Source organism: Gottfriedia sp. NPDC056225 (genome assembly GCF_042267765.1).
GTDB lineage: Bacteria > Bacillota > Bacilli > Bacillales > Bacillaceae_G > Gottfriedia.
In genome coordinates this window covers 93,646-114,068 of record NZ_JBHJTJ010000013.1, presented here as the reverse complement: position 1 = coordinate 114,068, position 20,423 = coordinate 93,646, and the positions used below count along the sequence as shown (strand labels likewise).

Here is a 20,423-nt window from a genome sequence, read left to right as displayed (position 1 = left end):
GATGAATATATACCGAAATTTATTTATTACTATAATTTTCTCCGAGAAAAAAATTACTTTATAACGTCTAAACCTCTTACTATTCATGAAGTAATTAATACAATAAAAAATTAAGAATTATTTTAATAATACAAATTTTACTTTTCACAACATTTTCCAGTGAATAAAGTGTATCATTAAACTGTTTTCTAATGTTAAGTGTTCCTTCATACTGTACGCAAGATAATTTTATAACCTCTCTAAAATTATTGAAATAAAATATTTACCAACGATATCCACTGTCTTTAAGTTTTATTGGTCTTAGGTTATTACGTTATTAGAATTTTATACAATTAGGAGCTTACTATGAATTTTGAACAATTAGAGTATATTGTTTATGTAGCAAGTGAAAAATCGATCTCAAAGGCTGCCGAAAAATTATTTATTTCTACATCAGCCATTAGCCAATCTATTTCACAACTGGAAAGGGAATTAAATATAACAATATTTAATCGTTCAAGAATAGGAACTACTCCAACACCTGAAGGTAATATTGTTATAACGAAGGCAATAAATATTTTATCGAATATTAAGCAGTTAAATGATGAACTTTGCAATTTAAATATAAAAAAAGAAAAACAATTAAAAATAATAGCAGCAACTGCATTTTTTGATATATTTCAAGAAGCAGTGACTAACTTCAATCTAGAAAATCCTCAAATCTCAATTGATGTAGAAGAAATGCTCCCAGAGCAATTACTAAAGAATTTTAATCCTGATCGTAATGATGTTGGCTTCTTACCGATCGATAAGGAAGAATTAGCTAAATATCCAAAACTGGGAAAAAAGTTAATTAATAAAGCAAGAATTGGAATTGTAGTAGGAAAAAATTCTAATCTATACAATTATGAATATGTTACACCGGCAGATCTAAATAATGAGAAAATAGTAATCTTAAAAAATACAAAAAATAGCATAGTAAAAAAATTCTCAAAAAGCTTGTCTAATCATGCAATTTTGACTACGAATAATCCTAGATTACTGTTAAATGTCGTTAAAGAAAGCACTGCATTTTCATTTATCCATGAATTTACAGTAAAAAACTATCCTACATTTCGTACTGATGAACTAAAAGTAATCCCAATAACTTATACTGATGAATCAGATTACATATATCAGGATGTATGGGCCATTTTTTCTCAAGAAAATGGATTATCTAGTTCATCAAGAGAAATTATTAAACACATGTTATTTCAACTAAATAAATAATTTAAAGGAATAATTACAGTCCATATAGTGGAAGGTTTTATTCCTTTTTCAAATTATTCATATCAACAATGCAATCAAAATAAAATTCATTTATAATTACTTTTAGGAGGTGATCGATTATGACAAACACTGTTAATTTGTCAGATAAATCAGCATCCCATGCAAAGCCTAGATTTAGAAAGGCGATACTTTGCATGGGTAGGTTTTAACTAATCGCCCAAGTAAGCAGTTCTAATTTGATGGCTTTGCACCTTATTTAACTAATAAGAATAAGGGGCTTATCAAAGATGGCATATATAAAAGCAACTGCGATTTTACCAGAGAAATTATTATCGGAAATACAAAAATACGTACAGGGAGAAACTCTTTATATTCCAAAATCTGAAAAGGTTCCAAAAAAATGGGGCTCGCGTTCAGGTACAAGAAAGCTAATTGACGATCGAAATAATGCAATCAAAAAATCATTTAAAACTGGTCAACCAATTGAACAATTAGCTAAAGAATATTTCCTCTCAATCGAAACAATCAAAAAAATTGTATATACTAAATAGATAAACTGACACTGACTAGCTATGGTCAGTGTTTTTTTATGGCTACTTTGTTTATTACCTAAACTCAGCATATATAAATCCATTAATTTGTTGTAAATTAATAGATGTTAAGTCTAAATTGAACTTTCCTAAATTAGGAGTGATATAAATGGAACCTTTTATTCGAACGGAACAATACAATTTTATTAAACAACAGCTTCAAGTCCTTACAAACGGGCACGCATCAGTAAATGACAGAGCTGTTTTAAACGCTCTACATTCCCTAGTCAGCGATAAAGCGCTAGGTTTATTTACTGACCTTACAAAAGAGCAACAACAACTGTTCATACAAATTGACACAATTAAAAAATCCGAACAGGCAGAAGTATTATTAAGACAATTACTACCATATGTAATTCCTTTTAAAGAAGTATCAGAGCAATCCATAAAAAAACTATTTCCAAAAGCTAAAAAACTGAAACTTCCAATCCTAAAAAACTTCGATTTACTACAAACTACGTATATTGGATGGGACGATCTAGGATCAAATTCAAAATTCATTGTAACTTATTTAAATCAAAAATTAATCGGTTTACAAGGTACTTTTAATCCTATTAATAAAAAAGGAAATTGCACGATTTGTAATAAATTTGAAGACTTAGGTTTATTTATGACAAAAACTAAAGGAAAAATTGAAGGTACTTTCACTCAAAGAGGAAATTATATTTGCAAAGATAGTCAAAAATGCAATCAAAATATTACTTCCTTAGATAAACTACATGATTTTATTGCTTTAGTTAAATAGGAATTATTAGTGCAAGAGAATAATAAAACAATAACTAAATGGGCTGTCAAAAAATCGGGATAACTGACAAATAGATAGCCCTTATTTAAATTAAAGATTCTGTGAAAAATTAAAAACTATTCATTCTTAACCGATAACATGTAAATACTAACTATGAAATTTACTAAACGAAATGGAGATTAAAAAGAATGACTGAAACGAATGAAATGATTGAAACGCTGAAAAGTCTACACAATGAAATAAGCGTTAAACTTAGCAATACATTCAACTTTGCAGAAACTACTGACAATCATAACCAAAGTAAACATCATGACTACGCTGAATTATCTAAAGTTGCTAAAGAACACTTAGAACAAAATAATGAACATCAAATAGCTAGAACAATTTTAAAGCATTTAGAAGCATTACTTAGTGAAGTTGATCAAATAAAAAACGCTAACGTTTAAATTCATTTCATACATTGAGAAATTAAATAAAATTATACTTATCAGAAACTGCTCTCTACTAAAGTAGGTTGGGGGTATTTTAGCGATGTTTTTTATTTTTGTCGTTTTTTCATTAAGCCCACTCTTTTTTCATACATACTAAAAAACCAAAGATAGTTGGTTCTGTGATTTCTTTTAGATTGAATTTACCTAAGAAATCATCAACTGACTTCACTCTCTCGCTTCTTATTTACATATTCCTAAATTTAATTTGGATTTAAATTTGGAATCTACATCGACTTTTCTTCCCTCTACAATAAATACTTTCTTAAAGTAAAAAACAAATGTCCTAAAAGTTATACTTTTGGGACATCGTCTTTCATTTATTTTTTTATTCTGCGTTTACGTCGGGTGATTTCTTTTTAGAGAAAAACCATCCACCTAGAGCAATTAGAAGCATTACTGTCCAGAAGATTGTATTCCAAATTGGGCCTTCAACAAAGTGATGTGAAATAATGTGTAGTGAAGGATGTGCTAGGGTATGCATTAGTAGTTTAACCCCTACCCAACCAACTAGAAGCATAGCCGCTGTTTCTAGACTTGGGCGTGTTGTGAGTAGCTTTACAAATATACCTGCAGCGAATCGTATTACGATTAATCCTGCTATTGCTCCAATGATAATGACGATAAATTTAGCGCCATCCATTCCGCCTATATTACTCATATTAGTATTAGGTAGGTCAATAACTAGGGCTACTGCTGCTAGTATTGAATCAATGGCAAATGCAATATCTGCTAATGATATTTGAGCGACTGTCATTGCAAAGCTTTTCCCTTTTTTCCCTTTATCATTGTCGTGCTTTTTCAATAAATGCTTTAATGCAATGAAAATTAAATAGGCTGCTCCGATCGCTTGAACCTGCCATACATCAAAAAGAAATGAAATAATGAAAATGGCACCGATTCTAAATATAAACGCTAATAGTAAACCAATATTTATAGCTTTCTTTTGTTGTTGTTCGGGTAAATGCTTTGCCATAACGGCTAGCACTAATGCATTATCAGCCGATAATAAACCTTCTAATAAAATTAATATCAGTAATACCCATCCATACTCTAGTAAAAGAGATAGTTCCATACGTTCCCCCTGTTTTAATTTACTTTTAACCTCTTTTTAATTATATTCTCATTTTTGTATTTTCTTTATCCAAATTTTTGAATATTCTAGTACAATTTTATTGTTTGTCATTCTAATTAGTTGACTGAGTCAACTATTATAGTTATAATAAATCTAAAATTTCAGAATATTAGGAGTGGTAATAGATGAACTATATTGAAAAAATACGAAAGTTTAACAGGCATTATGCAAATGTATTAGGGAAAATTGATCAAGAAATTTACAATCATCCATTTCCGTTAACTGAAGCAAGAATCATTACTGAAATTAATGAAAACAGTGGATGTACCGCTTCCGATATTATCGGGAAACTAGGCATTGACCGTGGCTACTTAAGTCGAATAACTCAACGATTTGAAGACGAGAACATTATCGAAAAAATTCAATCACCAGAAGATAAGCGTCAATATTCTCTTCACCTAACTAATAAAGGGAAGGACATCTACTGTAAATTAGTTGAGGACGCGAACATCGGGGTTGAAAAAATGATTAAAAGCTTTTCTCACGATCAAATAAAGGAATTAGTATTATCAATGGAAACAATTGAATCTATTTTCTCATTAACCAATTCAAATAGCACTGAAGTATCAGTTCGACCATTTATTCCTGGAGATGTTGGGTATGTCGCTTATATACATGGAAAAATTTATAGTACAACTTTCCAATTTGGACGAGTATTTGAATATTATGTAATGAAAGGTTTAAGTGAATTTCTAATGAACTCCGAGGGCGGTGAACTTTGGGTTGCAGAGGTGAATGGTGAAATCGTTGGGTCAATCGCTATTACGAAGGCAAATGAGTCCGTTGCACAACTTAGATGGTTTGTATTAGATGAAAGGTTCCAAGGCCTAGGAATTGGTAAAAAATTAATCGAGACGGCACTAAACTTTTGTAAAGAAAATCAATTTGAACATGTCTTTTTATGGACGGTTAGTACTCTAGGGGCAGCCAGATATCTTTATAAAAAATATGGTTTTACTTTAACTGAAGAAAAACCTAATTTCGAGTGGATTGGATCGGAGTTAATTGAAGAAAGATGGGATTTGGCCCTTTCATAAATACAATAAAAAGAAGGTCCCGATATTTTAACTAATGATCGTGACCTTCTTATCCATTTTATTATTTTAATTTACCTAGTTCATCAATAAATGCTGGTTTTTTAACGTATTTTTGTTTCATGTTACTAATTATATTAGAAGCATATTCACCACCAAAAATTTTATTAAATTGTACGATCGTTTTACAAACCTGTTTATACATTTTTCGGTCGGTTGCTTGTTCTGCTTCAACTACAATAGACCTTTCAAATAAGACCCTTGTTTCTTCTAAATACTCTTCAACTAAATGAGGGTATAGCTGTTTTACAGATGAAATATACATTCTACAATATTGTAATAACTTCTTACTCATCTTTTCCTCAATTAGGATATCTACATAGGTAGTAGGAATATAGCTTTGCTTTTCAAATTCAGCTAAAATCCCTTCTAAAATGCCAGGCCATTCATCTCGTTGATAAAGTATTTTTAACTTTGAATAATACACAAATTCGTTATCATAAATAAATTCTAAAAGTAACTCAGATTGTTTCATTTTATTTTTAAGATTTTCGTAAGCAACTAATTGAAATTGTCTCCATTGCTTAACTAGTCCACGCAATTCTTGATCTTCAATAATACCTTCCTCACAAAGTCTCAATACCTCTAAATAATTGTCTGATTGAATTAAATGCTCAATAGCTATTTCTCTAAATTTACTTAACTTTACATTTTTATTAACGAACTGCATTGCTTGTTCTATTCCATCAAATCGTTCAATAATTTGATATTGAAGTAATTTTATATTCTCTTTATTGTAGTTTACACTCCATGAACTTCCTTTTAATTCAATTAGCAGTTTTTCAAGTAGATTTTCCAATTTATTTCTTACTTTTTTTATGCTACAAAAATGGATGCAGCACTCTAACAATCTAAATCTCCACTCAGACCAATCATCATAACGTGCATGCTTGGCCTCTTTTAAAATCTTCTCAAAAAAAGTCACTTGCTCGCTTTCATCTAAGTGACTTACAAAATAAGCTGTATCTTCTATAATATCTAAACTTTTAGAGATAACGGGACTTATGTAGCCCCCAGAATCATCACTATAATTCAACATTTTTATCACTTCTGGAAGAATAATTAAGCTTAATGAAATGGCTAAATCAGGTTCCTCTTCTAATAGCATTTGTCTCGCTTTATCTAACGTCATATATACACCTTGAAGTGCATAGTTTAATTTATTCCATGGAATAAACCCGCGATATTTAGCTTGATTGATATATTCCTTAATTATTTTTTTACTACCCGCTATTACATCTTCATTCGTTGAGTACTTATATAATAAACATTGCTCTATATCTTCATTTTCTTCTGCTAAATCTAGAATAATTGTAATTAATTCCTGTTTTTTTTAGATCAGAAAGTATTTGTTGTAAATCTTTTTCTTTATTACTAGTAGTTTGATAGCTCATGGCTTTCTCTTAATTTTAGTGGCATCCTCTTAAGTTTAAACTTAATACTTATTATGACAAAATGTACAATAAAGAGGCAACGCAAAAATATACGTTGCCCCTTTGTTAGATTTACACATGCCCTAAATAACTTTTAGTAATATAAGGATAAACGATTTTACCATTTAAACTATACTTATTAAATAAATTGCCTAGTGCACTTCTATATGTCTCATATTCTTTTTCCCCACGTAATGGAGAAAAGGAAGATGACATGTTCCTACCTAAAAATCCTTCTAAATCCATTTCAAAATCATTTTTATAAACTTTTATTTCAAAAATACCATCTTTAAAAAATTGTCCATAAACATCTGGTGTATCTTCTATTCCACCACTAAAGCCGTTAAACTTAGGACAAGTTTCTTTGCAAATCTCCTGCAATTCAATCATTATTGGGCTTGATAAGTCTTTGCTATTCCAAACTAGAGAGACTTGTGAACTCTCTTTTAAAACGCGTTTGCATTCTAATTTGAATTTTTCTTTATCAAACCAGTGAAATGCTTGTCCTACTGTTATTAAATCAACACTATTATTTTGTAATGAAGTATTTTCAGCTGCTGCATTAATTGACTTATATTTTTCGTATTTATTCAGAGCCTTCTCTGCGTTTCTCCGCATATCATCATTCGGTTCAATTGCTATAACATGTAACTTTTTTTCAAGTAAAAGTTTAGTTAAAATACCTGTCCCTGAACCAATGTCTGCAATGACACTACTCTCACTTAATTGATTTTCAGAGAGTAAATTATTGATATATTCTTTCGGATAACTCGGTCTATGCTTCGAATATAAATCTGCTTTACCAGTAAAATTTTCAATCAATACAAAACACCTTCTTTAAAAATGTTAAATTTGATGAGCATGAAGCTTAGCAAAAATTCCATCTTCCTGTGATAGTAGTTCTTTATGAGTACCATCTTCAGCAATACCTTCTTCTGTTATTACTAAAATTCGATCTGCTTTTTTAATTGTGCCTAATCTATGAGCGATTACTAACGTTGTACGATCTTTTGATAAGTCATTCAAAGCTTCTTGGATGATTGCCTCTGTCTCTGTATCTAATGCTGATGTTGCTTCATCTAGTATTAGGATTGGCGGATTTTTCAAAAACATTCTAGCGATTGCTAAGCGCTGCTTTTGTCCTCCTGAAAGCTTTAATCCTCTCTCACCAATTTGAGTTTCATAACCATCTGGCAATGAAGCGATTAAATCTGTTAGATGAGCTTTTCTTGCTGCTTCTTCAATCTCCTCATTAGATGCATTTAGCTTACCGTAAGCAATATTTTCTTTTAATGTACCAGTAAATAAAAAGACATCTTGCTGAACGATTCCTATATTTTTTCGTAATGATTCTTTCGTCATATTTCTAAGATCGATTCCATCAATTGTGATAGCACCATTTAAAACATCATAAAATCTTGGAATTAATGAACAAATTGTTGTTTTCCCTGCGCCTGAAGGACCTACGAAAGCGATTGTATTGCCGGCCTCAATTGAGAAGGATAAATCATTTAAAATTGTACGTTTGTTTTCATAACCAAAAGTAACATTTTTGAACTTAATATCTCCTCTTAGATTAACGACTTCAATTGCATCTTTTGTATTTACAATATCTGGCGCATTATCAATTAATTCCGTAAATCGTTTAAAGCCCGCCATACCTTTTGGATATAGTTCAAGTAAAGCACTAATCTTATCAATTGGTTTAAATAAAACATTTAAATATAAAATAAACGCTACTAATTCTCCATAAGATAAAATTTTCGTAAAACTTAACCATGCTCCAAAAACTAAAATAACAAGTGTCATTAATCGAGTAGATACATAGATTCCTAGTAAATTCATGCTCATTACTTTATAAGCTTTTAATTTTGTTTTGCGGAAGTATTGATTATTTTTATTAAATCGTTTCATTTCATATTGTTCATTTGTAAATGATTGAACGACTCTTACACCTGAAACACTATCTTCAACTTGCGAGTTTACATTCGCAATATTCCCATACATTTTACTCCATGAATTATTCATTTTCATGTTTGAGTATGAAATTAACCAAACTAAAAATGGCACGATAATGATGGCTACTAATGCAAGCTTCACATTAATTGTTAGCATGATCCAAAATGCCCCAATGAAGGTCATAATTGCAATAAATAAATCCTCTGGACCATGGTGTGCTAATTCTCCAATATCCATTAAATCATTTGTAATACGGCTCATTATATGACCAGTCTTTGTATTGTCAAAGAAACGGAATGATTGACGTTGGACATGATTAAATAACTCACGACGCATATCTGTTTCAATATTAATACCAAGTTTGTGCCCCCAGTAATTTACTACAAATTGCATACCAGAGCTCATTAAATAAAGTAGTAAAAGTCCGATACTTACTGAAATAATTTTGCTCCAGTTCCCTTCTGGTAGCAGAGTATCAATAAACCAAGATACTGCTAAAGGAAATCCAAGCTCCATTAATCCTACTAATAGTGCACAGAAAAAGTCTATATAAAATAGCTTTTTATGTGGACGATAATAACTAAAAAAACGTTTAATCATAAAAATACAGCACCTCAATTCGATTGAATAATCTAGTTCGTCAGATGTTTATACCTTACCACATGTACTATAAGTGTGCTATTATTTCTGAATTTTCCATTTAAATAAACAATATTTTTATAAAATGAGTTTTAAAATTTTCAATCGAAAGTATAAAAGACAAATTGTCTCATATTTTAGTAAAGTATGTACTCCTCATACCAAATGAATTGTCGAACTATGCTTTTAAATATTTTGTAAATTCTAAATAAAATGTATTTAATTTTCAAGTTTAGTATGTTACGATTCAACTTGTGTGTTACTGGATAATTTTACCATAAAAGGGGGATAAGTTTGATGTCTTGGTTTACAAAATGGGCCTTTAATAATAAAGCCGCCATTACCTTTCTATCCGTTCTCATCTTGTTAATTGGAGTGCTCAGCTATAATAAGCTTCCAATGGAATTTCTACCTGCTGCAGACCAACCAATCGTCTCAGTCATTGTTATGGGCCAAGGTACTGATTCAAAAACAATGGAGGATCAAGTAACAACTCCAATCGAAAATGCTGTCTCTGGCGTAAAAGGTAAAAGTCATATTTATTCAAGTACAAGTAATGGTTTTTCAAAAGTCGATGTCTACTATGAATCTGGAACAAATATGAAGGATGCTAAGCAAGAAGTCCAAGAATCTTTAAGTAATCTCACACTACCTCAAAATGTTAGTAAACCTACAATCGTTCAATTAAACACTTCAATGATTCCAATCGCAGATGTTGCAATCACGTTCGAGGACGGCTTAAGTCCGAATAATATTGATTTCGCAAACAAAAAAGTTATTCCATATTTTAAAGACATTAACGGTGTAGCAGACGTTCAAACTTACGGAACGGAAAAATCATTTGTTTCTGTAAAAGTTGATAATGCAAAGCTCGCACAAAATAAAATATCCCTAGAAACAATCATGGGGATCATTCGTGGCAAAAATTCTGCCGTATCAGTTGGAGAAGGAATCATAAATGATAAAACTAGTAATATAAAAGTTGTTGGGAATTTAGATAATATCGATAAAGTAAAAAATCTTATGATCTCAGAAAATGTTAAATTAGCTGATATCGCAACAGTTGAAGTGCAAAAACCTTCAAACAATCTAACAAGAATCAATGGGAAAGACGGATTATTATTAATCGTAACGAAGGATAGTAATTCCAATGCCGTGAGTATTACAAAGGATATTAGAGATGCTACTAAACACTTAAACAAAAAATATAAAAATATGAATTCAGATGTCATGGTCGCAACATCAGATATGGTTAAGGCTTCTGTACATGCAATGATTAAAGAGGTTTTACTAGGTGCTTTATTTGCTACAATTGTGATCATGCTATTCTTAAGAAATGTACGCTCGACGCTAATCACAATTGTTTCAATTCCTTTATCGCTATGTTTAACATTATTTTTACTTGCTCAATCAGGGATTACGCTCAATGTTTTAACGCTCGGTGGAGTAGCTGTTGCAGTTGGTCGATTAGTTGATGATAGTATCGTAGTAATCGAGAATATTTTTAGAAAAACTCAATCAGAAAAATTTTCAGTTCAAATGATTATTGATGCAACAAAAGAAGTTGGGAGTGCAATTACAGCCTCTACTTTAACGACTGTTGCGGTATTTTTACCAATCGGAGTCATTAGCACTGGTCTTAAAGACTTCATGCTTCCATTTGCTTTAACAATTACTTACTCTTTATTAGCATCATTATTTGTAGCACTAACTGTCGTACCATTATTAAGTGCATTCTTCCTTAAAAAGGCTAAATTAAAAGCTCACAACCCATCAGTGCGTTACAAAAAAATTCTTACTTGGTCATTAAATCATAAATTGGTCATTGTAGTTGTTTCATTTTTATTATTTGTCGGCTCAATCGGTACTTATTTCGCAATGCCAAAAGGCGCGACCGATAATTCATCTTCAGACTTTGTTCAAACAACTTTAACGTATCCTAGTGATACCCCAGTTGAAAAAGTAAAAGAAAACACTCTTAAATTAGAAAATTACATTTTAAATCAAAAAGGCATAAAAGGTGTGTATACTCAATTAGGAAGTACGGCTGATGCTGCGAAATATGGAGATGTTCGCTCTTCTACACAAGCAATCTTTTTAATTACACTTGATGATAAAAAGCTTACTGACAAGATTGTAAAACAAATCAATACACAAAAGTCTCACTATGCCGATGCCGAATTAAATACGATGGCCTCTAGTTTATTTGGCGGTGCACAAACTCAAATTACAATTGATATTATCGGTAATAATTTAAATGACTTAGAAGCTACTGCTACCAATATTAAAGATAAAATAAAAAATATTGATGGAATTAAAAAAGTAACAACAAATGAGGAAGATAAAAAGACTGTTTATTCATTAGAGGTTGATCCTTCAAAAGGTAATGCCGAGCAGTTATCACAACAGTTATTCGTTATGTTGAATCGAACTCCACTTGGCACAGTTACAATCGATCAGCAACCGACTGATGTTTATCTTGAACCAATTTTGAATCCTAAAACTCCAGAGGATCTTAAATCAATCCCAATAATGACGAAAACAGGAATGGTTCCAGTATCATCAATTGCCGCATTAAAAGTAGCTGAAAAGCCTACTAATCTATATCATAAAGATGGTGATACGTATTTAAGTATTTCAGCCGAAGTAAAACCTGATAAACTGTCAAAAATTAATGCAGATTTAAATAAAGTTATATTTGGAGACAAAAAATCAAAAGGAATGAAACTAGCTGATGGTGTAAATGTATACATTGGTGGTGCTCTTGCACAACAATCACAAGATTTCTCAGATTTATATATGATCATGCTCGTTTCAATTGGATTAGTATTCCTAATCATGATTATCACATTTAAAACATTCCGTGCACCAATTGCAATCCTATGTTCTTTACCTTTAGCTGCAATTGGAGCTGTACTTGGATTAATCATAAGTCGCATTTCTGTTGAACCAACTGCCTTATTAGGAGCACTGATGTTAATCGGAATTGTCGTGACAAACGCAATCGTATTACTAGACCGCGTAAAACAAAAAGAAAAACAAATGATACTTCGTGAAGCAATTGTTGACGCTGCCGTCACTCGAATTCGACCAATCCTAATGACTGCAGTCGCTACAATATGCGCAATGCTTCCACTATTATTCAAAAAAGCTGAAACCGGCAGCCTCGTATCTCAAAGCCTTGCAGTAGTAGTAATTGGCGGATTAACTGTTTCAACATTATTAACACTAATTGTAATCCCAGTTATATACGAGTTACTTTACTTTAGAAAATCTAAAAAACAACGCAATCAAAAGGATACAAATAAACCAGTTAGTTTATAAATAAAAAAGGGAAGTCTCGGTATTATTTGAGACTTCCCTTTTTTGTCTGGACTTATGAATGAAAAACGCGAACAGTATTTGAACAATATTTATAAAGTTGTGAACTTGGTTGATATATCGGTAGAGCTCGTTGATATATTACTAACATCCGTTGATATATCATCAAAACTCGTTGATATATTACTAGCATCCGTTGATAAATCAACCCAACCCATTCATATCGTTACATTAAAATTACCAAAAAACAAAAAACCACAAGGAAATTATCCCTTGTGGTTCACTCTAGTAACCTAAATCAGCTTCCAGGTGGTTTTGGATCATCATCTGTCGTATTTGCAGCTACGTATGATGCATTGTTTGATAAATGCTGATTTTGAATAGTATGAATCCCAGTATTCGTAAGTACTGCGATAATTAGGGTAAGGCTAATAACTTTAATCATTTTTTTCATCTGAGAACTCCCATATTATGTGTCTTTTTCATTTGTTTCAAGCTAATTTTTAAATATTTACTAGCTAAAAGTAAGTCGCCTTGCTCTTGATGATATTCAGCAACTCGCTCACTGTATTCATGTATCTTGATTCGATTACCATGCTTCTCCATTATTGGAATGCCGTCGTTCATTAAATAGTGAATTAATGTCTCTTTTTCACTTTTTGCTTCGTAATATAATACTTTTAACTTCACATACTCTACTCTTGTTGTATCTTTGAATAGTTCTAGTTCATGTTCTAATAAATCTATTACTTGTTCATTTTTTTTTAGCTTTAGTAAATGATTAGCAATATTTCCTATAGTAAGATAATACCCTTCAGTATATTTCTCAATTAATGGAAGTGATTTATAATAACACTCCAATGCTTTTCCAGAAAGGTTTTGAGTACCATATAAATACCCTAAATTATGCCAAGCCATCTCAACAATTGTTGTGTTTTGAATTAATTCCGCATCATCTAGTATTTCTTTTAGTAAATTTTCAGCTCTTTCGTATTCACCAGTTTCAGTTAAATGAATGGATAAAATTGTTTTCACATCTAATGTTCTAATAATATTATTCCTTTTTTTAAACACTTCAAGTGCCTTATTACCAAAATAGATCGCTAATGCTGATTGTCCTAATTGACAGTGCATTAAGGATTTTAAATAATAATATTCTGTAATTTCATCACGATAAAGCTTTCTCAAATCATTTACTTCATCTAGTAACTCTAAAGCTTTTTGATAGTTACCCTTTTTATGATTAAAGATTGCATTTAATACATTCCAAACAAATAATTCATATTCAGAAAACATTCTCGTGCTTTTCATTATATTAATAATTAATTTCTCTGCTAAATCTAGCTGATTTAAAAACAAAATATACCTTAACATATATATTTCATATACATAAAGCATTTCCGTATATTGGACATACTCCTTATATTTAGATAGTTCTAAATAGAGAGTATCTGCCTTTTTATGGTGTAATCGTTCAATTGCATCATAAAACTCTTGTAATTTAATTTTTAAACGATTTACTTTATTTTTTTCATCTTCAACTGAAATACCTAATTTCAAGCATAGTAGGTTTAAAGTTTCAATATTAACTTCTTTTGTGTTATTCTCAATTTTACTCAAATGAGAAACGGAACATATCCCATCACATAATTGTTCTTGTGTCATCTGGTGTTTTTTTCGATGGTAATTAATGATTTTTCCTATTTTCATAAGTATTTTCCTTAAATATTATTTTAATATTGTTAATATTCATTATAATGTATATCTATCCTTATTTCATCTTACATTTTTTCCCAAGATTATAAAACTCTAATTAATAAGATTATAGAAATAAAAAAGCATAAATCCCACCAAAAGATGGTCTTTATGCTAATCAATTAAACTATTTAGTACTCTATATTATAATAAAACAATTTCTTTAGGTAATTTGACAGCCGATAAAACTAGCGTTTCTTTTACGCGATCTTTAGCATATGAGGAATTGTTTAAAATTTCATGATCTAGATAACCTGGATGGCACATTACTTCAACCGATTGACCATCTTGAACATGTGTCAAAACCTTTTCAAAATAATCCTCAGTTACACCTTCTCCATAAAAACCGTGAAGAAAAACATCAGTGAATGGCGTTACCCCTTGTAAGGCATTTTCCGAAATACGTCTTACACTTAAATTATATTTTTTCGATAACTTCTGTACGACTGGTAGGAATTCAGGAATGGAATGAACATGATGATGGCTATCAAAATGGGTTGGTTTTAGTCCTGATTCTAGGAATGTTTCAATTTGTTTAGTCCATTCTCTTTCTAATTCTTCTAGGGAGATATTTTTATGCTCGAAGAATTCATTCCTACTTTTAAAATTTCCTTCTTCATTAACAAGCGTAGGAACATCACTTAAAAGAGGTTTTCCGCAAGTTAAAACGAGATGGATCCCAACTTGAAGGCCAGGGTTTTCTTTAGCCAGCTCAACTGCGTGACTTACACCAGGCATATTCATCATCATCGTAGCTGAATTAACAATTCCATTCTTGTGCGCATCAATTATTCCATAATTAATCCCTCTTGAATAGCCAAAATCGTCTGCGTTAACTATTAATTTTATCAATTGACATTCACCTCTTTAAAAAATTGAGGTAAGTGTTTCTTATGAGCTTCTAGCATTTCATCAACAATTTGTTTGGCCACTTTATCTGATGCGACTAAAGGATTAATGGTTAATGCTAAAATTGCTAAGTCATAATCACCAGTGACTGCTGCTTCACATGCCACTCTTTCAAATGATTTGATTTGTTGTACAAGACCTCTTACGGAAACAGGTAAGTCTCCCATTACGATTGGCTTTGGACCATCCTTAGTAATGACACAACTAACCTCAACTGCTGAGTCATTTGGAATACTAGCAATCGATCCATTATTCATTGTGTTAACTGGTTGTATATCACCTTTATCATTATAAATAGAAGAAATTAAACGAACAGCAGCATCACTATAATATGCTCCCCCGCGTTTTTCAAGCTGTGGCGGTTTAATTGATAGATTTGGATCTTTATAAAGTTCAAAAAGATCATCTTCCAATTTTTTAACAACTTCAGCACGTGTACCGACAGTTTCAGCATTTTTAATATCTTTTTCAACCATATCCCGAGTTTTATAATAATAATTATGATATGGACAAGGAAGTGCATTTAGCGCACGAAGAAACTCAGGTTCCCAGCCATAACCTTGAATATTTTTAACAAAGCTAGAATTTTCCGGATTCGTTAAAAGTTCAATGACTTGATCTTTTACACTTTCTCCATCAACAAATACATCTAATCCATAAACCATATGATTTAATCCAGCAAAATTAATTCGTACACGAGAATGCTCAACGTTTAATAATTTAGCAATTCCCATTTCCATTCCTATCGGAACATTACATAAACCAACAACTTTTCGATGGTCAGTATAACGAAGAACTGCCTCAGTAACCATGCCTGCAGGATTTGTAAAATTAACTAACCAGGCATTAGGACAAAGCTCCTTCATATCCTTCACAATATCTAAAATAATAGGTATTGTCCTTAAACCTTTAAATAAACCGCCTGGTCCGTTTGTTTCTTGGCCAAGTACTCCGTATTTTAAAGGAATTCTTTCATCCTTTGCCCTTGCATCTAATAAACCAACTCGGAATTGAGTTGTTACAAAATCAGCATCTTTAAGCGCTTCTCGACGATCAAGCGTCAAGTGAACTTCTACAGGAAGACCCGCCTTTTGAAACATTCGCTTTGCTAATTGGCCAACGATTTCTAATTTTTCCTTACCTTCCTCAATATCTACAAGCCATAGCTCTCGTAATGGAAGCTCGTTGTACCGCTTAATAAATCCTTCTACTAGCTCTGGAGTATAACTAGAACCTCCACCAATTGTCGCAATTTTAATTGTTTTACTCATTACTATGTAAACCTCCTTTTATTTGTTGTTAACTTCTTGCCGCAGCTCAATAATTTCCCTCGCTAAATCCTTTAACGTCATTGCTGTCATTAAATGATCTTGGGCATGGATTAATAGGATTGGAGTATCAAAATCCTCTCCCCCAGCTTCTGCCTGAATCAATTGAGTTTGAAAACGATGTGCATGACTAAATTCACGATCTGCCTCTGAAAGCTTTTCAAACGCTAAATCAAACTTTTTTTCCTTAGCTGTATAAATCGCCTCCATTGCAAGACTTCTAGCATTTCCACTATGCAAAATTAGTTGAAAAGATAGGTTGTACAATTCTTCCTTTGTCATTTGAATCACACCCTTCAATAGGTTTGAAGAAAACAATACCAAGAGCCTGCCACAGGGCAAGCTTCCAGTGTGTTTACAAAAAATAATAAATAAGATACCCAGACTGATTTTGTAAACAGTCTGGGGAAAGCCCTTTTAGTTAGTAGAACTATTTTCAGTTTTCAAGTTTTGTTTATCCCACATTCTGAAGAACGGGAAGTAGATTAAAAATGCAATAACTAGGTTAATCAATTGCATTGCAGATCCTCTCCAGTTACCTCCAGTTGCTAGCCAACCGCCGATAATTGGTGGAGTCGTCCAAGGAATGGCAATACCGTGAGTTTTTGGTGCAAAACCAGTCTTCATTCCTATATATGTGGTTACAACAAGAACTAATGGAGTTAAAATAAATGGAACTAAAAGTAAAGGATTCATTACTACCGGTGCCCCGAAAGTAATTGGCTCATTAATATTAAAGATACCAGGACCGATCGATAGTCTTCCCAATTGCTTTGCATGCTGACTCTTTGCAAATAGTAGCATCATAAGTGCAAAACAAATAGTTGCACCAGAACCGCCCATATAGACGAAGATATCAAAGAATTGTTGTGTAACAACGTTTGGCATTGCATGGTGTGCTTGTAAAGCCATACGGTTTGCATCAGTTGCTGCCAACCATACTGGACCCATTACGCCACCAACAATTGCCGCACCGTGTAAACCAACTGACCATAATAATTGAATTAATAATACCGCTATTAAGGCACCTGCTAATGATCCACCAAGTTTACTAAGTGGATCTTGTAATAAATCACCTACAACATTGTGTAAAGTTTGGTAGTGTGTGTGTTCAATTAATAAACGAATAATCCATACGCAAAGAATAACTAAAAAAGCTGGAAATAATGCAACGAATGATTTACTTACACTTGGTGGTACACCATCCGGCATCTTAATGACAAAATTCCTCTGAATTACCCATCTATAAATTTCGGTTGAGAATAAAGCAATAATAATAGCAACAAACAGACCTTTACTTCCTAAAAACGCCATAGGTAGTACTCCGCCTACTTTTATTGCTGCAGTTGCACCAGTAGGAGTAAACATTGTGAAGTATGGTGTTGATAAAATAAACGAAGCAATTGAAATCGAACCAGCATTCAATGCATCTACTTTGTAATGTTCAGCAAGTCGATAAGCGATACCAAATCCTGCAATTAGCGCCATAATATCAAACGAAGCACTTACCGGATAGAGCAGCTTTGTTTGCCAAGCAGCGCCAAAAGTTTTTGCCATAAATTCCGGATAACTGTCAAATGGTAAGAAGCCTAAAATTAAGAAAATAGAACCGACAATGATAAGAGGTAGCGTTAAAATAATTCCATCACGTAATGCTTGCAAGTGTCGTTGACCCGCAATTTTACCAGCAACAGGCATTACTTTCTCTTCCAACATCTGAGTAAAGTTGGCCATTACAAATCACCCCTATATGAAATTATGAACCTATTAAATCGATTGCAAATTTCAGGACCTCTGCTCCTTTACACATCCCGTAGTGAACAGGATTTATGGCATCAACCGGAATTCCTTTTTGTGAACCTTCTTTCTTTAATTGTGGAAGTAGATACCTTACTTGGGGACCTACGAGTAATACATCTGCTTGATCAAGATGATTTTTAACATCATTAGCGCTTACTGCCCAAATTCTTGCTTCGATCCCTTCGGACTTTGCAGCAGCTTCCATTTTCGTAACTAATAAACTTGTAGACATACCGGCAGCGCAACATAGTAAAATATTCATTAAATCCCCCCTTCTCTCTAAAGAAAACGCTTACAACACAATTAAACTTCTACTACCAAGCAGACCTTACGAACTTACCTCTCTCCCCTAAAATTTTAATCTCAAGAAATATATATTCACCATTTTGGACAATAGGACAAATATAAAAAAATTTTTTTACTGGTCGAAACCTATAGATTTTCACATTTAGAGTCGCTTCAAATAAAGCACTGCTCATGCTTTGGGTAGATTGTCTTACTAAACTCAATTAACAAGATTATGATGATCAGATAGCAAAACTAAAGTCTCATATTCGTAATAAAAATGACTGGTGTTTTGAACTAGAAATGCGAAAGAGACTATCCATAAAAAAGAAATGGTATGTGTAAAACGTCTATTTATAAACTAGTAATTAAATTTGCTCTCCAAACAACTAGCATCTCGGTATTTTATATTCTGAAAAACTAAGAGTCGGTTTGCTAATTTTATTTGCAGTTTTGTTATTTTTAATTGCAGTTTTGCTAATTTTATTTGCAGTTCGACCTTTATTTGCAGTTTCTAATTACTTATTTGCACGTTTATCGTTCTAATTTGCACCTCGACGCTCTTCTTTTAAAATTCCATATTTATAAAATCAAGGATGCCCCTGTGCAAATTTGTGACATCCTCCTTAGGCTGTTTCTAAACGGCCTTTTATGAGTATGTTATTTTTGGTTTTTACTCTTTTCCTTACTCACAAACAAAAAAAATGGCTAGATAACGAAGCCATTTCTTTTTACTTATTATGAGTTTTCATCGTCATGATCCGGTGAATCTTTTTCCATACTGCTTTGATTAAATTCGTAATTTTGTGGGTCACGTTCGGGTCTGAATGCGCGTTGGGCTTGTTCTCTCCCATAGTCACGCGTGTCTTCATGTGGCCTAAATTCACGTGGATCAAATCCTGGTCCATATCCGCGGGGGGTTTCACCTGGACCAAAACCACGTGGATCCCGTCCCGTTCTAAATCCATCTCGGCCATGTCCTGGTCCAAAACCTCTTTGGTCATGTTCTTGTTCAAATTCTCTTTGGTCTTGGCCAGATTCAAATTCCCTTGATTCGTGTTCGTGTCTAGCTCTTCTAAGACTATGTTCACGCTTAACTCTACGAAGGGGATGTTCGTCTCTAAATCCACGAAGTCGTTGAACAAGCTCACTTTCATCATGACTTCTGACTCTTCGATATTCACCACCGTTTTGTGACAATTCTTGCTCTAATGCATCTAGTAACTTTAAAGTGATCTCGGAAAAACTAAATTTTTCTTCATCTGAAAGAACATCAAAAACATTCAATTGATCTTGTTGTTTTTCGTTTTCATTCGCTGCTTCTAATCCTGCTTCTGTTAGCTGAATAGATAATATACGACGGTCATTTTCTAATGGTTCGCGAGTAAGATACCCTTTCTTCTCAAGTTTACCTAGTAGCTCTCCCAAGGATTGCGGTCTCATATCTAATAAATAAGATAGTTCTTTTTGCGTCGTTTTTGGTTTTAATTTTAGTAAACTCAATATACGTCCCTGACCTAAAAGCTTGTTGCGTAATACTCCGCTTTCTCTTGATTTAATAACGAAATATTTTCGAAGTTGATTTTCAAGTCTAAAAAATTGTTCAATTAGATCATTCTCATTTAGTTTGGTCATACTAATACCTCCAAATAGTATTTTGAAAAATTATAACTTCACTCAAAAAAAGTAAGGTA

General features: G+C 32.4%; 18 protein-coding genes. 6 read left to right on the top strand and 12 right to left on the bottom strand.

All coding sequences use genetic code 11. The features are described from left to right. Nucleotides 1-345 precede the first annotated feature (345 nt). The 4 genes from ACFCYN_RS11260 (at nt 346) to ACFCYN_RS11245 (ending at nt 3,029) form a co-directional block, all read left to right on the top strand. Complete coding sequence (locus tag ACFCYN_RS11260) at nt 346-1,248, top strand: LysR family transcriptional regulator (protein ID WP_375949360.1); 903 nt, start codon at nt 346-348, stop codon at nt 1,246-1,248. A 287-nt stretch (nt 1,249-1,535) separates the two neighbouring features. Continuing rightward, nucleotides 1,536-1,799: a CD3324 family protein gene (locus ACFCYN_RS11255; protein WP_172447032.1), complete on the top strand. Its 264-nt coding sequence runs from the start codon at nt 1,536-1,538 to the stop codon at nt 1,797-1,799. 148 nt (nt 1,800-1,947) lie between these two features. Next, nucleotides 1,948-2,583 (top strand): FusB/FusC family EF-G-binding protein, encoded by a 636-nt coding sequence (locus tag ACFCYN_RS11250; RefSeq protein WP_172447031.1) that lies wholly within the window; start codon nt 1,948-1,950, stop codon nt 2,581-2,583. Between the two features lie 188 nt (nt 2,584-2,771). After that, on the top strand, nt 2,772-3,029 hold the full coding sequence (locus ACFCYN_RS11245) for a hypothetical protein (RefSeq protein WP_172447030.1): 258 nt from the start codon (nt 2,772-2,774) through the stop codon (nt 3,027-3,029). A gap of 370 nt (nt 3,030-3,399) precedes the next feature. Here ACFCYN_RS11245 and ACFCYN_RS11240 read toward each other — a convergent pair whose 3' ends face one another. Then, on the bottom strand, nt 3,400-4,146 hold the full coding sequence (locus ACFCYN_RS11240) for a TerC family protein (RefSeq protein WP_172447029.1): 747 nt from the start codon (nt 4,144-4,146) through the stop codon (nt 3,400-3,402). A gap of 185 nt (nt 4,147-4,331) precedes the next feature. Between ACFCYN_RS11240 and ACFCYN_RS11235 the strand changes: the two genes are divergently transcribed. Then, on the top strand, nt 4,332-5,243 hold the full coding sequence (locus tag ACFCYN_RS11235; protein WP_172447028.1) for a bifunctional helix-turn-helix transcriptional regulator/GNAT family N-acetyltransferase: 912 nt from the start codon (nt 4,332-4,334) through the stop codon (nt 5,241-5,243). A 61-nt stretch (nt 5,244-5,304) separates the two neighbouring features. On the opposite strand, the gene ACFCYN_RS11230 is transcribed toward ACFCYN_RS11235, so the two are convergent. The 3 genes from ACFCYN_RS11230 to ACFCYN_RS11220 form a co-directional block, all read right to left on the bottom strand. Further along, on the bottom strand, nt 5,305-6,432 hold the full coding sequence (locus tag ACFCYN_RS11230; RefSeq protein ID WP_375949357.1) for a hypothetical protein: 1,128 nt from the start codon (nt 6,430-6,432) through the stop codon (nt 5,305-5,307). 373 nt (nt 6,433-6,805) lie between these two features. Further along, a complete protein-coding gene (locus tag ACFCYN_RS11225) occupies nt 6,806-7,555 on the bottom strand; it encodes a class I SAM-dependent methyltransferase (RefSeq protein WP_375949355.1) in 750 nt (249 codons plus the stop codon). A gap of 24 nt (nt 7,556-7,579) precedes the next feature. Next, on the bottom strand, nt 7,580-9,292 hold the full coding sequence (locus ACFCYN_RS11220; protein ID WP_172447025.1) for an ABC transporter ATP-binding protein: 1,713 nt from the start codon (nt 9,290-9,292) through the stop codon (nt 7,580-7,582). A 336-nt stretch (nt 9,293-9,628) separates the two neighbouring features. On the opposite strand from ACFCYN_RS11220, the gene ACFCYN_RS11215 reads away from it, so the two are divergent. Further along, the gene (locus tag ACFCYN_RS11215) at nt 9,629-12,655 is read left to right on the top strand and encodes an efflux RND transporter permease subunit (protein ID WP_375949353.1); all 3,027 of its coding nucleotides are present in this window, start codon (nt 9,629-9,631) and stop codon (nt 12,653-12,655) included. 295 nt (nt 12,656-12,950) lie between these two features. Here the strand turns inward: ACFCYN_RS11215 and ACFCYN_RS11210 are convergent, their stop codons facing one another. From ACFCYN_RS11210 to ACFCYN_RS11175, 8 genes are all read right to left on the bottom strand, one after another. Beyond that, on the bottom strand, nt 12,951-13,106 hold the full coding sequence (locus ACFCYN_RS11210) for a hypothetical protein (protein ID WP_375949351.1): 156 nt from the start codon (nt 13,104-13,106) through the stop codon (nt 12,951-12,953). Further along, on the bottom strand, nt 13,103-14,362 hold the full coding sequence (locus ACFCYN_RS11205; protein WP_375949349.1) for a helix-turn-helix domain-containing protein: 1,260 nt from the start codon (nt 14,360-14,362) through the stop codon (nt 13,103-13,105). The genes ACFCYN_RS11210 and ACFCYN_RS11205 overlap by 4 nt, the downstream gene beginning before the upstream one ends. A 189-nt stretch (nt 14,363-14,551) precedes the next feature. Continuing rightward, nucleotides 14,552-15,259, bottom strand: coding sequence for a chitin disaccharide deacetylase (gene chbG / locus ACFCYN_RS11200; RefSeq protein ID WP_172447021.1), 708 nt, complete (start codon nt 15,257-15,259; stop codon nt 14,552-14,554). Continuing rightward, nucleotides 15,256-16,587: a 6-phospho-beta-glucosidase gene (locus tag ACFCYN_RS11195; RefSeq protein ID WP_375949347.1), complete on the bottom strand. Its 1,332-nt coding sequence runs from the start codon at nt 16,585-16,587 to the stop codon at nt 15,256-15,258. Before ACFCYN_RS11195 ends, chbG begins: the two co-directional genes overlap by 4 nt. 18 nt (nt 16,588-16,605) lie before the next feature. Beyond that, nucleotides 16,606-16,926, bottom strand: a complete 321-nt coding sequence (locus ACFCYN_RS11190; protein WP_375949345.1) for a PTS sugar transporter subunit IIA — start codon at nt 16,924-16,926, stop codon at nt 16,606-16,608. Nucleotides 16,927-17,061: 135 nt separating this feature from the next. Further along, nucleotides 17,062-18,378 carry a PTS cellobiose transporter subunit IIC gene (gene celB / locus ACFCYN_RS11185; RefSeq protein WP_172447019.1) on the bottom strand — a complete coding sequence of 439 codons (1,317 nt, stop codon included), beginning with the start codon at nt 18,376-18,378 and terminating at the stop codon, nt 17,062-17,064. 22 nt (nt 18,379-18,400) lie between these two features. Then, nucleotides 18,401-18,706 (bottom strand): PTS sugar transporter subunit IIB, encoded by a 306-nt coding sequence (locus ACFCYN_RS11180; protein WP_098119347.1) that lies wholly within the window; start codon nt 18,704-18,706, stop codon nt 18,401-18,403. A 761-nt stretch (nt 18,707-19,467) separates the two neighbouring features. Next, nucleotides 19,468-20,364, bottom strand: a complete 897-nt coding sequence (locus tag ACFCYN_RS11175; RefSeq protein ID WP_375949342.1) for a MarR family winged helix-turn-helix transcriptional regulator — start codon at nt 20,362-20,364, stop codon at nt 19,468-19,470. Nucleotides 20,365-20,423 lie beyond the last annotated feature (59 nt).

Excerpts from the sequence above, each read along its gene's own strand:
- ACFCYN_RS11260 (WP_375949360.1), top strand. The coding sequence starts at position 346 with ATGAATTTTGAACAATTAGAGTATATTGTTTATGTAGCAAGTGAAAAA.
- ACFCYN_RS11255 (WP_172447032.1), top strand. The coding sequence starts at position 1,536 with ATGGCATATATAAAAGCAACTGCGATTTTACCAGAGAAATTATTATCG.
- ACFCYN_RS11250 (WP_172447031.1), top strand. The coding sequence starts at position 1,948 with ATGGAACCTTTTATTCGAACGGAACAATACAATTTTATTAAACAACAG.
- ACFCYN_RS11245 (WP_172447030.1), top strand. The coding sequence starts at position 2,772 with ATGACTGAAACGAATGAAATGATTGAAACGCTGAAAAGTCTACACAAT.
- ACFCYN_RS11240 (WP_172447029.1), bottom strand. The coding sequence starts at position 4,146 with ATGGAACTATCTCTTTTACTAGAGTATGGATGGGTATTACTGATATTA.
- ACFCYN_RS11235 (WP_172447028.1), top strand. The coding sequence starts at position 4,332 with ATGAACTATATTGAAAAAATACGAAAGTTTAACAGGCATTATGCAAAT.
- ACFCYN_RS11230 (WP_375949357.1), bottom strand. The coding sequence starts at position 6,432 with ATGACGTTAGATAAAGCGAGACAAATGCTATTAGAAGAGGAACCTGAT.
- ACFCYN_RS11220 (WP_172447025.1), bottom strand. The coding sequence starts at position 9,292 with ATGATTAAACGTTTTTTTAGTTATTATCGTCCACATAAAAAGCTATTT.
- ACFCYN_RS11215 (WP_375949353.1), top strand. The coding sequence starts at position 9,629 with ATGTCTTGGTTTACAAAATGGGCCTTTAATAATAAAGCCGCCATTACC.
- ACFCYN_RS11210 (WP_375949351.1), bottom strand. The coding sequence starts at position 13,106 with ATGAAAAAAATGATTAAAGTTATTAGCCTTACCCTAATTATCGCAGTA.
- ACFCYN_RS11205 (WP_375949349.1), bottom strand. The coding sequence starts at position 14,362 with ATGAAAATAGGAAAAATCATTAATTACCATCGAAAAAAACACCAGATG.
- ACFCYN_RS11195 (WP_375949347.1), bottom strand. The coding sequence starts at position 16,587 with ATGAGTAAAACAATTAAAATTGCGACAATTGGTGGAGGTTCTAGTTAT.
- ACFCYN_RS11190 (WP_375949345.1), bottom strand. The coding sequence starts at position 16,926 with ATGACAAAGGAAGAATTGTACAACCTATCTTTTCAACTAATTTTGCAT.
- celB (WP_172447019.1), bottom strand. The coding sequence starts at position 18,378 with ATGGCCAACTTTACTCAGATGTTGGAAGAGAAAGTAATGCCTGTTGCT.
- ACFCYN_RS11180 (WP_098119347.1), bottom strand. The coding sequence starts at position 18,706 with ATGAATATTTTACTATGTTGCGCTGCCGGTATGTCTACAAGTTTATTA.
- ACFCYN_RS11175 (WP_375949342.1), bottom strand. The coding sequence starts at position 20,364 with ATGACCAAACTAAATGAGAATGATCTAATTGAACAATTTTTTAGACTT.